Source organism: Streptomyces sp. R28 (assembly GCF_041052385.1).
In the GTDB taxonomy this organism is placed as follows: domain Bacteria; phylum Actinomycetota; class Actinomycetes; order Streptomycetales; family Streptomycetaceae; genus Streptomyces.
Genome location: NZ_CP163439.1, coordinates 9,457,903 through 9,472,303 on the forward strand (window position 1 = coordinate 9,457,903; position 14,401 = coordinate 9,472,303).

12 protein-coding genes, 1 tRNA gene and 2 pseudogenes are annotated in these 14,401 nt (G+C 68.8%); 12 read left to right on the top strand and 3 right to left on the bottom strand.

The features are described 5' to 3' along the window. Positions 1 to 279 precede the first annotated feature (279 nt). The 12 genes and pseudogenes from AB5J49_RS41485 to AB5J49_RS41540 all read left to right on the top strand — a co-directional run bounded on the left by AB5J49_RS41485 (position 280) and on the right by AB5J49_RS41540 (position 8,170). Positions 280 to 714: a roadblock/LC7 domain-containing protein gene (locus tag AB5J49_RS41485; protein ID WP_274246404.1), complete on the top strand. Its 435-nt coding sequence runs from the start codon at positions 280 to 282 to the stop codon at positions 712 to 714. A 2-nt stretch (positions 715 to 716) separates the two neighbouring features. Next, on the top strand, positions 717 to 1,088 hold the full coding sequence (locus tag AB5J49_RS41490; RefSeq protein ID WP_062699188.1) for a DUF742 domain-containing protein: 372 nt from the start codon (positions 717 to 719) through the stop codon (positions 1,086 to 1,088). Then, positions 1,066 to 1,665: an ATP/GTP-binding protein gene (locus tag AB5J49_RS41495; RefSeq protein ID WP_369174037.1), complete on the top strand. Its 600-nt coding sequence runs from the start codon at positions 1,066 to 1,068 to the stop codon at positions 1,663 to 1,665. The genes AB5J49_RS41490 and AB5J49_RS41495 overlap by 23 nt, the downstream gene beginning before the upstream one ends. A gap of 59 nt (positions 1,666 to 1,724) precedes the next feature. Then, on the top strand, positions 1,725 to 2,300 hold the full coding sequence (locus AB5J49_RS41500) for a GAF domain-containing protein (RefSeq protein WP_369174038.1): 576 nt from the start codon (positions 1,725 to 1,727) through the stop codon (positions 2,298 to 2,300). Positions 2,301 to 2,373: 73 nt separating this feature from the next. After that, positions 2,374 to 3,166: pseudogene (locus AB5J49_RS41505) on the top strand (Gfo/Idh/MocA family protein); the annotation flags it as partial. A 168-nt stretch (positions 3,167 to 3,334) separates the two neighbouring features. Next, entirely contained in the window at positions 3,335 to 4,363 is a 1,029-nt protein-coding gene (gene tdh, locus AB5J49_RS41510) for an L-threonine 3-dehydrogenase (protein ID WP_369175438.1), read from the top strand. A 60-nt stretch (positions 4,364 to 4,423) separates the two neighbouring features. Beyond that, positions 4,424 to 5,617: a glycine C-acetyltransferase gene (locus AB5J49_RS41515; protein ID WP_369174039.1), complete on the top strand. Its 1,194-nt coding sequence runs from the start codon at positions 4,424 to 4,426 to the stop codon at positions 5,615 to 5,617. Positions 5,618 to 5,655: 38 nt separating this feature from the next. Further along, positions 5,656 to 6,558, top strand: coding sequence for a LysR family transcriptional regulator (locus AB5J49_RS41520; protein ID WP_369174040.1), 903 nt, complete (start codon positions 5,656 to 5,658; stop codon positions 6,556 to 6,558). Between the two features lie 97 nt (positions 6,559 to 6,655). Then, a pseudogene (locus AB5J49_RS41525) lies at positions 6,656 to 6,952 on the top strand (GNAT family N-acetyltransferase); the annotation flags it as partial. A gap of 93 nt (positions 6,953 to 7,045) precedes the next feature. After that, a complete protein-coding gene (locus AB5J49_RS41530) occupies positions 7,046 to 7,531 on the top strand; it encodes a YfbM family protein (RefSeq protein ID WP_369174041.1) in 486 nt (161 codons plus the stop codon). 72 nt (positions 7,532 to 7,603) lie between these two features. Next, the gene (locus AB5J49_RS41535) at positions 7,604 to 7,963 is read left to right on the top strand and encodes an MmcQ/YjbR family DNA-binding protein (RefSeq protein ID WP_369174042.1); all 360 of its coding nucleotides are present in this window, start codon (positions 7,604 to 7,606) and stop codon (positions 7,961 to 7,963) included. A gap of 133 nt (positions 7,964 to 8,096) precedes the next feature. Next, a tRNA-Pro gene (locus tag AB5J49_RS41540) sits at positions 8,097 to 8,170 on the top strand. 169 nt (positions 8,171 to 8,339) lie between these two features. Here the strand turns inward: AB5J49_RS41540 and AB5J49_RS41545 are convergent. From AB5J49_RS41545 to AB5J49_RS41555, 3 genes are all read right to left on the bottom strand, one after another. Beyond that, positions 8,340 to 10,817 carry a ricin-type beta-trefoil lectin domain protein gene (locus tag AB5J49_RS41545; protein WP_369174043.1) on the bottom strand — a complete coding sequence of 826 codons (2,478 nt, stop codon included), beginning with the start codon at positions 10,815 to 10,817 and terminating at the stop codon, positions 8,340 to 8,342. 125 nt (positions 10,818 to 10,942) lie between these two features. Beyond that, positions 10,943 to 12,916 carry a glycoside hydrolase family 97 catalytic domain-containing protein gene (locus tag AB5J49_RS41550; protein WP_369174044.1) on the bottom strand — a complete coding sequence of 658 codons (1,974 nt, stop codon included), beginning with the start codon at positions 12,914 to 12,916 and terminating at the stop codon, positions 10,943 to 10,945. Positions 12,917 to 13,050: 134 nt separating this feature from the next. Further along, on the bottom strand, positions 13,051 to 14,283 hold the full coding sequence (locus tag AB5J49_RS41555) for an ROK family protein (RefSeq protein ID WP_369174045.1): 1,233 nt from the start codon (positions 14,281 to 14,283) through the stop codon (positions 13,051 to 13,053). Positions 14,284 to 14,401 lie beyond the last annotated feature (118 nt).

Consider the following 14,401-nt stretch of genomic DNA (forward strand, 5'->3'; position numbering starts at 1 on the left):
ACCGCAGCCCACACACCTGCGCCCGACCTCCCTGGATGCACTCCACACCGACGTGACCCCCATGGCCCCCCGGCCGCCCATGGACGTATCGCCCATGGACCCGGCCCCCACGACCGAGACACACCGCAGGTCCGCGCCCGGCGCCGACCACACCACCCGGCATGACGGGAGCGCACCAGCCGGATGACCATGCCCCTGACCAGCTCGAAGTCCGCCTGGAAGACCACCCCCACCCCCAGCGCTCCCACAGACCTTCGTACCTCAAGGAGTCGATCCATCATGGCGAGCGAAGCGCCGACCGCCCATGTGTCCGATCTCGACTGGCTGATGAGCGGCCTCGTGCAGCGCGTACCCCACACCACCAGTGCGGTGCTCCTCTCCTGCGACGGGCTCGTGAAGTCGGTTCATGGCCTCGACCCGGACAGTGCCGACCACATGGCCGCCCTGGCCTCAGGCCTGTACTCCCTCGGCCGCAGCGCCGGGGTCCGTTTCGGCGACGGCGGGGACGTGCGCCAGGTCGTCGTCGAACTCGACTCGAGCCTGCTCTTCGTGACCACGGCCGGCTCCGGCACCTGTCTCGCCGTGCTGGCCGGCCGCGAGGCAGACGCGGCGGTGCTGGGCTACGAGATGGCGATGCTGGTCAAGAGCGTCCGCCCCTACCTGGTCACCGCACCGCGGCAGCACTCCGTCGAACCGCCGGCGATGAGGCCTTGAACGTGACGGCGGCCGGCGACGGGCCCTGGCTCGACGACGCGGCCGGACGGCTGGTGCGCCCTTTCACGGTCAGCAACGGCCGTACCCGGCCCACCGTCGCGCTCGACCTCATGTCGCAGGTGATGGCCACCGGGGCGACCCCCCTCGGCTACCTCGGCCCTGAGCACGAGCAGGCGCTGGACCTGTGCCGCGCCCCCGTCTCGGTCGCCGAGGTCGCCGCCCACCTGAAGCTGCCGGCGGTGGTCACCAAGGTGCTGCTGTCGGACCTCGTCGACGGCGGGGCGCTCACCACCAAGCCCCCCGAGTTCCACCACAACCCGACAGACCGGGCTCTTCTGGAGGCAGTGCTCGATGGACTACGACGACAGCTCTGACCCGTTCCCCACCGCGCTGAAGATCTTGGTGGCGGGAGGGTTCGGGGTCGGCAAGACGACCTTCGTGGGCGCGGTGAGCGAGATCGCGCCGCTCAGCACGGAGGAACTGCTCACTACGGTCAGCGCCGCGACCGACAGTCTGGAGGGCGTCGAAAACAAGGTCGAGACGACGGTCGCCATGGACTTCGGCCGCATCACGCTCGATCCGGAACACGTGCTGTATCTCTTCGGTACGCCGGGACAGGAACGCTTCTGGTTCATGTGGGACGAACTCTCGGAGGGCGCGCTCGGCGCGGTCATCCTCGCCGACACCCGGCGCCTGGAGGACTGCTTCGCCGCCGTCGACTTCTTCGAGCAGCGCGGCCTCGGCTTCATTGTCGCGATCAACGAGTTCGACGGCGCCTACCGATACGACCCCGAGGAGGTCCGCGCCGCCATCGACCTCGATCCGGAGATCCCCATCGTCCGTTGCGACGCCCGGATCTCCAGCTCCAGTGTCCAGACCCTGCTGACCCTCGTTCGGCACCTCATCGCCCACACGCCGGCACACGCGCCTAGCCACGGCGCCCACATGTGACACCCGCACACCAGGACGGAGCCGCATATGAACTACGCCCACAGCGACGGAATCCGCCCATGAGCTACGGCCCACCCCGCCCGGTGGCTCGCCTGCTGCTCACCCCCGAGGACAAGGAGGCCCCCGCCCGCGCACGGCAACTGCTGAGACTGGGCCTGGGAGAGCAGGCGGACCCGGCCCTCGACGTCTTCGCGGACCATCTCGCCGCACTCACGGGGGCGCCGTACGCCATGGTCAACTTCATCGGCGAGAACCGGCAGTTCTTCGCCGGCCTGCATGTGCGGCACGCCGTGAGCCTTGCGCGGGCCGGTGACAGCAAGCCGCAGTTGGGCCGCCTTATGGAGCGCGACCATGGGTTCTGCCCACATGTGGTCGTCCGACGCAAGGCGCTGGTCCTGGAGGACGTCTGCGACTATCCGCGGTTCGCGGGGAATCCGATCGTCGACGAGTTCGGTATCCGCTCCTACCTGGGTGCCCCCCTGATCGACTCCACCGGGATGGCGCTGGGCACGGTGTGCGTCGTCGACGTGGAGCCGCGTCCGTGGGGGAAGGCCGGGCTGGACACGATCAAGGCAACGGCGGCGGAGCTGGTGATGCGGCTGGAGCGGCGGGCGGTGGACGGGCTGCCGTTGTAGGCATCAAGTTCCTTACCAGGCAGGGGAATTGGACGCTCGGACCCCCTCGGATCTCTCACGGAAGAGGGACACCATGACCGACCTGCGTCTCGGCGCCCTCGGATTCGGCCTGCGCGGCCCCCTCGCCCGTACCGTGCACCGCCGCCGCCACGGCTCTCGCGTGACCGTCGTCGCCGACCCCGACCCGGCGCGACGGGACGACGCCACGGCCCGTATCCCCGGCGTTCACACCGTCGAGGATCACCGCAAGGTGCTCGACGCACCGGACGTGGACACCGTCCTCGTCCTCACCCCGGACCACACCCGCGCCGACCTCGCCTGCGAGGCCCTGCGCGTGGGCAAGCCCGTGTGCGTCGAGAAGCCTTTGGACATCACCGTCGAGCGCAACATGCGGCACATGCCGGTGGTCCGGCTGATGCGCCACATCGTCGAACTCGTCGAACTCGCCGAACTCGCCGAGATCGCCGAGATCGCCGAGATCGCCGAGATCGCCGAGATCGGCGAGGTCAAGACGGTCTGGGGGCGCCACCTCGTCGGCTACGGAGGCGATTGCTACTTCAAGAACTGGCACGCCGAACGCCGGTACGTCACCGGCCTGTTGCTGCAGAAGGGCGCCCACGACATCGACGTAATGCGCCTGGACCACAGGGCGTTGGCTGCCTACCAACAGTGTCGCTTCACCCCCGACTACCGGCGCCACGTCACCGTCATCGGTGACGCACCGGGGGCACGGCGGCGCCGATCCGCTGATCATCGACGAGTTCCTGAGGTTCGTACGGGAGGGAGGGCGCACCGATACCTCGCCGGTGGCCGTGCGGATGGCGGTGGCGGTCGGGTTCGGGGCGACGGAGTCGCTGCGCACGGGAGAGGGGCGCGCGGGAGGGCGTGAAGGAAAGCTGTGGCGCCGCTTAAGAAATCCTCGATGGACCTGGGCGCCGCCGTACGGCAGATTCCTTTGCGATTCCACCCCCCTCCCCGGCTGCGGGCTTTCTAGGCATGCCTGCAGCCGGGACTCACGCACAGGAGCCGTTGCGTTGAAGGCGCTGGTCAAGGAGAAAGCGGAGCCCGGGCTCCGGCTCACGGACGTCCCGGAACCGGCCGTCGGGCCCGGTGACGTACTGATCAAGGTGCTGCGCACCGGCATCTGCGGCACCGATCTGCACATCCAGGCGTGGGACGGCTGGGCCCAGAAGGCGATCCGCACCCCGCTCGTGGTCGGGCACGAGTTCGTCGGCGAGGTCGTGGAGACCGGCCGTGACGTCGCGGACATCGTCGTCGGTGACCGCGTCAGCGGCGAGGGGCATCTCGTCTGCGGCAAGTGCCGCAACTGCCTCGCCGGACGACGCCACCTGTGCCGGGCCACCATCGGCCTCGGCGTCGGCCGCGACGGTGCCTTCGCCGAGTACGTCGCCCTGCCGGCCGCCAATGTGTGGGTGCACCGCGTGCCCGTCGACCTGGACGTCGCCGCGATCTTCGACCCGTTCGGCAACGCCGTGCACACCGCGCTGTCGTTCCCGCTGGTCGGTGAGGACGTCCTGATCACCGGCGCCGGCCCGATCGGCCTGATGGCGGTGGCGGTGGCCCGGCACGCGGGTGCGCGCAACGTCGTGATCACCGACGTGAGCGAGGAACGGCTGGAGCTGGCCCGCAAGATCGGCGTGAGCCTCGCACTGAACGTGTCGGAGGCGAGCATCGCCGACGGGCAGCGCGAACTCGGCCTGCGCGAGGGCTTCGACATCGGCCTGGAGATGTCCGGCCGCGCCGAGGCCATGCGCGACATGATCGCCAACATGACGCACGGGGGCCGTATCGCCATGCTCGGCCTGCCCGCGCAGGAGTTCCCGGTCGACTGGGCCCGGATCGTCACCTCGATGATCACCATCAAGGGCATCTACGGCCGCGAGATGTTCGAGACCTGGTACGCGATGTCCGTCCTGCTGGAGGGCGGCCTCGACCTCGCCCCCGTGATCACCGGCCGGTACGGCTACCGCGACTTCGAGGCGGCGTTCGCCGACGCGGCGAGCGGCCGCGGCGGGAAGGTCATCCTCGACTGGACCGCGTGACTCTCCGTGTAACCCGCCGCGTAACTTCCCTCTCCCGCAAGCACCTTCAGGAGCTTTCCGATGTTCGACTCCGTGCGCGACGACCTGCGCGCCACCCTCGACGAGATCCGCGCCGCCGGCCTGCACAAGCCCGAGCGCGTGATCGGCACCCCGCAGTCCGCGACCGTCGGCGTCACCGCGGGCGGCCGCCCGGGCGAGGTCCTCAACTTCTGTGCCAACAACTACCTCGGCCTCGCCGACCACCCCGAGGTGATCGCCGCCGCCCACGAGGCGCTGGACCGCTGGGGCTACGGCATGGCCTCGGTCCGCTTCATCTGCGGCACGCAGGAGGTGCACAAGGAGCTGGAGGCGCGGCTGTCCGCGTTCCTCGGCCAGGAGGACACGATCCTGTACTCCTCCTGCTTCGATGCCAACGGCGGCGTCTTCGAGACGCTGCTCGGCCCGGAGGACGCGGTGATCTCCGATGCGCTGAACCACGCGTCGATCATCGACGGCATCCGCCTGTCCAAGGCCCGCCGCTTCCGCTACGCCAACCGCGATCTGGCAGACTTGGAAAGCCAGTTGAAGGAGGCGCAGTCCGCGAGGCGACGCCTCATCGTCACCGACGGCGTCTTCTCGATGGACGGCTATGTGGCCCCGTTGCGTGAGATCTGCGACCTCGCCGACCGCTACGACGCCATGGTCATGGTCGACGACTCGCACGCCGTCGGCTTCGTCGGCCCCGGCGGCCGTGGCACGCCCGAGCTGCACGGCGTCATGGACCGCGTCGACATCATCACCGGCACCCTCGGCAAGGCACTCGGCGGCGCGTCCGGCGGCTACGTGGCGGCCCGCGCCGAGATCGTCGCCTTGCTGCGCCAGCGCTCGCGGCCGTACCTCTTCTCCAACACGCTGGCCCCGGTGATCGCGGCGGCCTCGCTCAAGGTTCTCGACCTGCTGGAGTCCGCGGACGACCTGCGCGTGCGGCTGAACGAGAACACCGCGCTGTTCCGCCGCCGGATGACCGAGGAGGGCTTCGAGATCCTCCCCGGCGAGCATGCCATCGCGCCCGTGATGATCGGCGACGCGGCCAAGGCGGGGCGGCTGGCGGAACTGCTGCTGGAGCGGGGTGTGTACGTGATCGGCTTCTCGTACCCGGTCGTGCCGCAGGGCCAGGCCCGCATTCGCGTCCAGCTGTCCGCCGCGCACTCGACGGACGACGTCAACCGCGCCGTCGACGCCTTCGTCGCGGCCCGGGCGGAACTGGAAGCCTGAGGTCCGGCCGGCCCGGACATATTGCGATAATCGATACCATGATCGAAGCGCGGCGGCTCCACATTCTCCGTGCGGTGGCCGACCACCGTACGGTGACGGCGGCTGCCGCCGCGCTGTATCTGACCCCGTCGGCGGTCTCCCAGCAGCTCACGGCCCTGGAACAGGAGACGGGCCACCGCCTGGTGGAGCGCGGCGCCAAGGGCGTACGGCTCACCCCCGCCGGCGAGATCCTGCTCAGCCACACCAACGCCGTCCTCGCCCAGCTGGAGCGGGCGGAGGCCGAGCTCGCGGCGTACAGCTCGGGCGCGGCCGGCACGGTCACCGTCGCCTCCTTCGCGACCGGCATCGCCCAGGTCGTCGCCCCGGCCGTGGCCCGCCTCGCCGTGACGTCCCCCGGCATCCGCATCCGCGTCCAGGACGCCGAGGGCGACGCCAGCCTGCCGATGGTGCTGGACCGACAGGTCGACATCGCGGTGGCCGTCGAGTACCGGGGGGCGCCGCCCGCCGACGACCCGCGCCTGGCCCACGTACCGCTGTACGCCGAGCCCTTCGATGCGGTCGTCCCGGTGAGCCACCGGTTGGCCGACGCGGCCGAGGTCCCGCTCGCCGAGCTGGCCAAGGACCCCTGGATCGGCCCGTACCCCGGCAACCCCTGCCATGACGTGGTGGTCCTGGCCTGCGAGAACGCCGGATTCCTGCCCCGCCTCGAACACTCCTCGGACGACTTCCGCGCCGTCGTCGCCCTCGCCTCGGCCGACGCGGGAGTGGCGCTCGTACCGCGCTCGGCGCTGCGCGGAATGGACCTCACGGGCGTCGTCGTCCGGCCCGTGGACGGGGTGGCACCCACGCGCCGGGTCTTCGCGGCCGTACGGCGAGGCGCCGAGGAGCACCCGCTGATCCGGCCGGTGCTGGAGGCGCTCGGGGAGGCGGCGGGGGAGTGAGCCTGCCGTAGCGCCGCTGTTTCACATCTGGGAAACCGTCCCAGATGTGAACATATGAAACAGGTGGACGATGGCGCAAACCCGGACACGGTCGACATCCGTCAGCCTGGGCTGCCCCGACAAACCGAACAGCCGCCACCGGGCCGAACTGGTCAAGCTGATGGTGCACCGGGACGCGCGGGGACAGGGCCTCGGCCGCAGACTCCTCGCGACCGCCGAAGAGGCGGCGATCGGCGCCGGCGTCACCCTGCTCCACCTGGACACCTAGACCGACAGCCTCGCCGAGCGCCTGTGCGACTCGGCCGGCTGGACCCGTGCCGGGGTGATCCCCGACTGCGCGGCGAGCCCGGCCGGAGTTCTGCGGCCCACGACGATCTACTACGAGTACCTGTGACCGGCCGCCCGATTGTCAGTGCCGCCTGGAAGACTCGCCGTCGTTGATCGACACCGCGTCGAACAAGCGGTACACCAAGGGGGATTGCCTGGCATGGGCGTGAGCATCTCGTTCATCAGCGCGACGACGGAGGAGCTGGACAGGGCGGCGCAGGACCCGGATTGGGCCGATGAATTCGTCTACCAGCTGTACGGCAGCGACAACTTCCCGGCGGTGGACCGCCCCTACGGCGGGCCGGACAGGGCCTGGGGCGGCCTGCAGTTCCTCTTCGACGAGGCGGAGGTGGAGCTCGAGTTCCTCATGGACGGGTTCGTGATCCTGGAGGACGGCACCCTGTTCGGGTGGGACGCGGAACAGATACAGAGCCTGGCACGGCAGCTGCGGGAGACCCCGTGGGAGCGGTTGGCGGCCCACTACGACCCGGAGCGGATGGCGAAACAGGACGTGTACCCCAACATGTGGACGTTCGACCCCGAGGGCCGGCTGGGCTGGCTCGAGGACGCCTATGAGGAGTTGGTCGGGTTCTTCGCCGCGGCGGCCGAGCGCGGCCTCGGGGCGTTCATGAACTTCAGCTTCTAAAGTCCGTCGCGTGGGGGCGGACCAGCCCCTCTCACCAGGTGATTGTCAGTGCCGACCGTTACCGTGCGTCTTATGCCGGATGCCGAAGACGTACGCCGTATCGCCCTTTCTCTGCCGGACACGACGGAGAAGATCGCCTGGAGCATGCCCACGTTCCGGGTCGCGGGCAAGATGTTCGCCACGCTGCCCGAGGAGGAGACCTCCCTCGCGGTGCGCTGTCCCAAGGAGGAGCGCGACGAACTCGTCCTGGCCGAGCCGGAGAAGTTCTGGATCGCCGACCACGAGGCGCAGTTCGCCTGGGTGCGGGCCCGGCTCGCCGCCATCGAGGACGAGGGCGAACTGCGTGACATCCTCGCCGACTCCTGGCGCCAGGCCGCACCGTCGCGCCTGCTGGAGGCCTACCCCGAGTTGGGCCTGCCGACGGGAGACTGACCATCCGCCCTGGAGGCCGTGAACACCCCCAGGTACCTCGGTGTCCCGGATAAAGGAGTGCGCGACCACCGACCCGAGTGCGGTATTGTTTCCATGCACGTTCGGCCAGGGGAAACCCCAGGTCAGATGGCACCGGGACGTGGCGCAGCTTGGTAGCGCACTTGACTGGGGGTCAAGGGGTCGCAGGTTCAAATCCTGTCGTCCCGACTGGAGACAGTCGCAGGTCAGGGCCGGTTTCGGAGAGATCCGAAACCGGCCCTTGATCATTCTCGGGGACCAGCTCCGGGGACCAGCTCCGGGGACCAGTATTCGGTGCACGGATCCGCCTCGTAGCGTCGGCGATGGTTGGTGGGCGGCGTCCAGCAACGAGGCTCGTCTACGGCAGGATCCACCGCTGGTTGGTGCCGTTGTTGCAGCCCCAGATGTGCAGCCGGGTGAGGTTGGCGGTGCTGCCGTTGGGGACGTCCAGGCAGCGTCCGGACTGCATACTGCGCAGAGTGCCGTCAGCCTGCTGAGTCCACTTCTGGTTGTCTCCGCCGTTGCAGGTCCAGATGTCGACGAGGGTGCCGTTCGTCACGCCCTGCTTGACGACATCCAGGCATTTTCCGCCGATGGTCAGGGTGCCGTCGGCGTTGTAGGTCCAGGTCTGTGACCCTGGCTTCTGGTTGCAGTCGTAGAGCTGTACCGCGGTGCCGTTGGTGGTGTTGCCTTCGTTGAGGTCGAGACACTTGCCGGAGATGCCGGAGGGGACGGCGCCGGAACGGGTGGGGATCGGGTTGCTCCCCGGGGTGACGGCGAAGTTGTCGAACTGCTGTGTCTGGTATCCGCCCCCGGTCACGCTACTGGTGGAGTCCGCGGTACCCAGTCCGGCGCGGCCGTGGGTGTAGCTGTTGTCCGTGACGCTGCCCAGAGTTGTGCCGTCGAGCTTGGCGCTGATGGTCGACCCTTGCATTGTCAGTGAGACGGTGTGCCACCGGTTGGTGCCCAGTGCCGTTGTGGAGCCGCTGGCGAGCGTGGTGTACGCCCATGCGCTGTTGACGACATCAGACTTGACGATCGACCACGTGCCGGTGTTGCTCACCCGAAGGTGGTACGCCTGCAGGCCGTTGTTGTTCCGGCCTTGCATGCCGATGCGGCCCAGCAACTCCACAGCTCCGGACTGCTCGAACATCGTGTCCGCCGTGACGGTGTAGTTGCCCCAGGAGTCGTCGCCCATGAAGGTGTACGGCGCGTAGTAGTTCTCGCTGGTCCAGCGGACGGGAGCCGTCTGCGCCAGCTGGCGGAGGCAGGTGCCGGTGCGCCCTCCGCCGCAGGCCGCAGTCTGGAAGGCGCCGTTCATGTCGGTGAAGTACCGCGGGGACGTGGTGGTCGCCGGCGTCTCGAAGTTGTTGGAGTACGGCAGGCTCAGCGGGGCCGCCGAGGGCGAGGTGGCGGTTCCCTTGCCCTGCCCGGTCGTCGTGGTGACCGTGTACACGTAGCCGGGCTGCAGTGTCAGTGTGTAACTGCCACCGGAGGGGGTGACGTCGGTGGTGTGCACGAAGTGGTCGCTGTCATTGGGCGACATGAGGTTGGTGCCCCAGACGTGCACCTGGCCGCTGGATAGGCCGCCCGTGACCTTCACGGTCAGGGTCTGCGCGGCCGTGGCGTTCACCGTCTCGATGACGGTGCTGTAGTCACTGTGGTTCGGCGACTTCAGTGTCACGTAGCTGCCGTTGGACTTGGCGCCGCCCAGGTAACCGCTGGCCGAGTCCTGGTACTGCCAGCCGATCTGCGCGAACTGGGACGTGTGTGCGAGGACCCAGGCCGTCTTGGCGATGCTGTAGTGGCCCGACCAGGGCTGGTTGGCCACGGCCAGCCCGTTGAAGGCGAAGTAGGTGTTGGGATAGAGCGCGGCGACGAGCGGCCAGTTGTAGTAGGCCGTCATACGGCCGTCGATGTAGTCCCGGTTGACGGCCCTTGCGACCGACGTCGCGCCGGCCTCGGCGTCCTCCGACCCGTTCTCGCTCGCCCACAGCGGTGTGCCGAGGTTCTGCGCGGTGCTGTTGCTCGGGCAGTTCTTGAAGTCGGACGTGTTGCCGATGGCCGCGCCGTTGATGTAGCCGCAGGGGTAGTGGACGCCCACGATGTCCACTGCGTCCTTGAACGTCGGGTCGCCGGCCATCGCGCCGGCCACCGCCCAGGTGTCGTCGGCCGCGACCAGCTTGGTGGCACCGTAGCCCTTGGAGACCAGGGCGGACTTGAGGTTCTCATACCAAGTCGCGTTGTAACTACGCTCGTTCCAGCCGCCCAGGTAATCGATGTTCAGCTTGTGCTGGGCGGCGCAGCCTATCCAGTTCGTCAGGTAGCTGATCGCGTTGGGGGTGAAGAAGGTGTTGCTGCCGCCGCCGACCCAGCCGGGTGCGCCCCAGGCGAGCCCATAGAGTTTGATGTCGGGGTTGCGGGCCTTGGCCTGCTTCGCGAGCCACCACTCGTAGCCCTGGTTGCAGTCGACCACGCCCTGGGTGTGCTCGTGGCTGGCCTCGGCGCCGTCAGTGGTGTTGGTGTCGCCCCCTATTTCGATCTTGAAGGACTGGAGCGAGGCGCCGTAGCCGGGCTTGAACAGGTAGTCGAGGATCTGGCTGCGCTGCGGCTCCGGATAGTCGATCAGCAGTCGGCTGTTGCCGCCGCCGCCGGAGATCGCGCCCACACCGTCGAAGGTCCGGCCCGTGGCGGAGCCGTCGACGGTGATCGAGGTCGTGGCCGCCTGTGCCGCCGGCGCCGACCAGTTCACCAGCGCGGCGGCGGTGAGGGCGAGGGCGGCCAGGAGGGAGGTCCGTCTTGGGAGTCTCCGGCGGATCGGGGAGCTGAGGTTCATGTCGCCTCCAAGGGCGCTGGTTCATCAATGGAGAACAGATACGAACGGATCGAGGCCGCGGCAGGCCTGGCATGTCCTATGGACAGCGGCGGGAGAGGGCACCGACTGAACCCGCGTCCGTCGCGTCAGCTCGGCTTGAGGATGATCGCCTGGCCGCCCGCGGGAGCCATCGCCACGTCCAGCGTGGTGGCCGAGGTGACCGTCCGGGTGCTGACCACGACCGGCGTCTGGTAGGGGCTGGTGCCCGGGGTGCCGTCGGCGTAGACGGTCGCCGTGTAGGACCCGCCGCCCAGGAACGTCAGCGGGAGTGACAGGGTCCGGGACGTCTCGTTGGTCATCGCCCCGAGGAACCAGGTGTCGCCGTGGCGGCGGGCGACGGCGGCGTACTGGCCGATCGATCCGGCGAGGGCGTGGCTCTCGTCCCAGGTGGTGGGGATGGCGTCGAACCATGGCAGCCCCGGCCAGTTGGACGTGTTGGCGAACTTGGACGGTGAGTCGTACCAGTACAGGAAGTTCAGCGGCTGGTAGAAGACCGCCGCCATGGCCATCTGGTGGACGTTGGTGGTCCGGTCCCGCGACTGGCCGTAGCAGATGGTGTAGTCCAGCGGCCCGCCGATGTTGCGGGCGAACGGCAGGGTCACGTTGTGGGTCGCGGTCGGGAAGCGCTCGTTGCCGCGCACGCCCTCCAGGCTGATCCAGTTCGGGTAGGTGCGCTCGTAGCCGAACGGCCGCACGTCGTCGTGCAGGTCGATCAGCAGCTTGTACTTGGCCGCCGTCCTGACCCAGTTCGTGATCTGGTTCGTCATCGCCTGGGTGCCGTCGTTGATGAACCCGAGCTTGACGCCCGCGACGCCCCAGCTCTTGTAGAGGCCGAACAGGCTGTCGGGGTTGCCCGCCGCTCTGCGGTCGACGTAGAGGATGACGTCGATGCCCTTGCTCGTGGCGTAGGAGATGACCGAGGGCAGGTCGATGTCCGGTATCGGCTTCGTCGCGTCGGTGCTGTGGTCGGCGTCGCCGTACCATCCGCCGTCGTACTCGATGTACTGCAGGCCGCGAGCCACGGCGAAGTCGACGCCCGCCATCCCGGCGGCGGTGGTCAGCTGTACACGGAAGGCCTTGCCGGGCTTGATCCACGAGGTGTCGGCCAACGCGCTCGCGGGGGCCAGGTTGAGCACCAGCTCGGCGTTGTCGACCAGTTCGGCGTGGGTGGAGCCGGTCACTACCGCCCGCCAGGGCGTGGCGAACGGCGTGGTGACCGTCGAGGTCGTCTGGACGGTGCCCGAACCGCGGGCGGTGTGCTCCATCAGGTAGGCGGCGAGGGTGCCCGGCTGCCCGGGCATGGAGCTGAGCATCAGCCGCGGGAAGTTGAGACGGGAGGATTCGCAGATGCAGGCGATCAGGCTGCCGCCGGCGTAGGTGGCGGTCAGCGGCAGGTCGGTCAGCGGGCCGGTGTCCGTGGTCGAGGTGCCCGTGGAGGGGATCGAGCCTGGCGCGACCGGGTTGTAGGGGTCCTCGTCACGCGCGCTGTAGACCAGGGTGCTGTCGGGGAAGACGAACGTGGTCAGCTCGTCGGCGACCGTGGCGGTGCCCTTGCCGAGCAGCACGTACCGGAAGGCGACGCCCGTCGGGTAGGCGCGGATCTGGACGCTGAAGTTGATCAGCGAGGCGGTGTCCTGGAGGTTCCAGCGCATCTCCTGGTACCGGTCGCGGACGGTCGCGTTGCGGCCGTACACCGGAGTCCAGGTGTTGTCGATGGTCCAGTGCTGGTAGTTGGTGATCACCGTGCCGGCGGCGCCGAGCACCGTCCCGTCGCTCAGCTTGAGGCCGAGAGCCGAAGTGTCGACCACCGTCACGCCTCTGCGCTTGGCCGACCAGCTGAGTGCGCCCGAAGTCAGCGACATCGTGATGGTGTTGCTGCCGTCGGGGGCCGTCGCGGTGACCGAGGCGTCGGCCGCCGCGGCCGTCCCGGCGGCGCCGGCACCCAGCGCCGCGGCTCCCATGGTGACGGCGGCGCCTCTGAGGAGTCCACGCCGTGAGAGCCGTCCCGGGGCGCCGGTCGACGGCTGTTCAGGTAGGGCGCGGCTCGCTGAATCTGCCATGACTCGTACACCTCTCTATTGCATGCATTTCGATGTGAATACAGACAAACAAGGTTCAACGTTTCTGATAGCAGGCGCAGTTGGGCGCGCCCAGGAGTTCCGTCCTGGCGCTGGAGCCGTTCACAGCGGGAGGGTCAGGACAGGAATCCTTCGAGGACGAGAGTCGCCGCGCCGAGACTGACCGGGTTGCGGTCGATGGGGCAGAGACTGATCTTGGTGCCTTCCCAGGGTTCGGCGAGTGCGTAGCGGGCGGCGGTGGCGCGCAGGTGCGGCAGGACGGCGCTTCCCAGGCTGTCGGCGACCCAGCCGGTGAGCACGATGATCTGCGGGTTGCACAGGTTGATCAGGTTGGCGATGGCGATGCCGAGGTAGCGGCCGGTCGTGGCGATCACCTGCTGTGCGGCGGGGTCGCCGGCCGCGTGGGCGGCGGCCAGGGCGTTGATGGTCGCCGTCTGGTCGTCGGGGTGCAGGAGCGGGCTGTCCGGGTCGGTCTCCGCGAGGTGCTGCATGATGCCGGGTGCGCCCACGTAGGTCTCCACGCATCCGACGCATCCGCGGCGGCACTCGCGGCCGTCGATGACGAGGTTGGTGTGGCCCCATTCACCGGCCGTGTTCGTGGCCCCGCGGTAGAGCGCCCCCTGGACGGCCAGGCCCGCGCCGACGCCGGTTCCCAGGGTGAGGACGGCGACGTCGTCGTGGCCGCGGGCGGCACCGAACCACAGTTCGGCGACGGTGCTCGCACGCAGCGGGTTGTCGAGGATGACCGGCACATCAGGGACCCGATCGGTGAGCAGGGCCAGCAGTGGGACGTCGTTCCACTGCCAGTTCGGGGCGAAGACGGAGGCCGTGCCGTCCGGCCGTACCTGGCCGGGAATGCTGACGCCGATCCCGAGAATCCTGCCGCGCTCCACCTGGGCCTGCGCGATCGCGTCGTCGATGCCGCGGACGATGCGGTCCACGACATAGTCCGGCGAGTTGGCGTGCGGGTGCAGTTCGTACTCGGCTCTGGCCAGAACCCGCAGAGCGGGATCGAAGACCTCGACGTGGACGTAGGTCTCGGCGATGTCGATGCCGATGAGCCGGGGGCCCTCGATGGCGGGGGCGAGAAGGTTTCGCGGGCGTCCGCCTCCCGAAGCCTGTTGTCCGATCTCGGCCAGCAGCCCCAGCTCGTGCAACTCGCTGACGATGTCGGAGGCGGTGGCCACCGACAGGCCCGTGGCTGCGGCGATGTCGCGCCTGACGACGGGCGCCGAGGCGATGAGATGCCGCATCACCGCGAAACGGTTGGTCCGGCGAATGTCCTGGTACGTCCGCTTCAACGACGTCGTCCTGTGCTCGATGCGGCTGGGGCGCCTGATCGTATCCACGCGCTGCACGCCGTTGGAACTGCCGTGCACAGACTTTTTCTGGCTTGTTGACGAAGGGGTGTAGCGCGCATAACCTGCGTCTCGCTCCGCTCGCTGCAACCCGTCAGCGGCAGGAAGT

Bases quoted from the DNA above. Each gene is read 5' to 3' on its own strand.
- AB5J49_RS41485 (WP_274246404.1), top strand. From the start codon at position 280: ATGGCGAGCGAAGCGCCGACCGCCCATGTGTCCGATCTCGACTGGCTG.
- AB5J49_RS41495 (WP_369174037.1), top strand. From the start codon at position 1,066: ATGGACTACGACGACAGCTCTGACCCGTTCCCCACCGCGCTGAAGATC.
- AB5J49_RS41500 (WP_369174038.1), top strand. From the start codon at position 1,725: ATGAGCTACGGCCCACCCCGCCCGGTGGCTCGCCTGCTGCTCACCCCC.
- AB5J49_RS41515 (WP_369174039.1), top strand. From the start codon at position 4,424: ATGTTCGACTCCGTGCGCGACGACCTGCGCGCCACCCTCGACGAGATC.
- AB5J49_RS41520 (WP_369174040.1), top strand. From the start codon at position 5,656: ATGATCGAAGCGCGGCGGCTCCACATTCTCCGTGCGGTGGCCGACCAC.
- AB5J49_RS41530 (WP_369174041.1), top strand. From the start codon at position 7,046: ATGGGCGTGAGCATCTCGTTCATCAGCGCGACGACGGAGGAGCTGGAC.
- AB5J49_RS41535 (WP_369174042.1), top strand. From the start codon at position 7,604: ATGCCGGATGCCGAAGACGTACGCCGTATCGCCCTTTCTCTGCCGGAC.
- AB5J49_RS41545 (WP_369174043.1), bottom strand. From the start codon at position 10,817: ATGAACCTCAGCTCCCCGATCCGCCGGAGACTCCCAAGACGGACCTCC.
- AB5J49_RS41550 (WP_369174044.1), bottom strand. From the start codon at position 12,916: ATGGCAGATTCAGCGAGCCGCGCCCTACCTGAACAGCCGTCGACCGGC.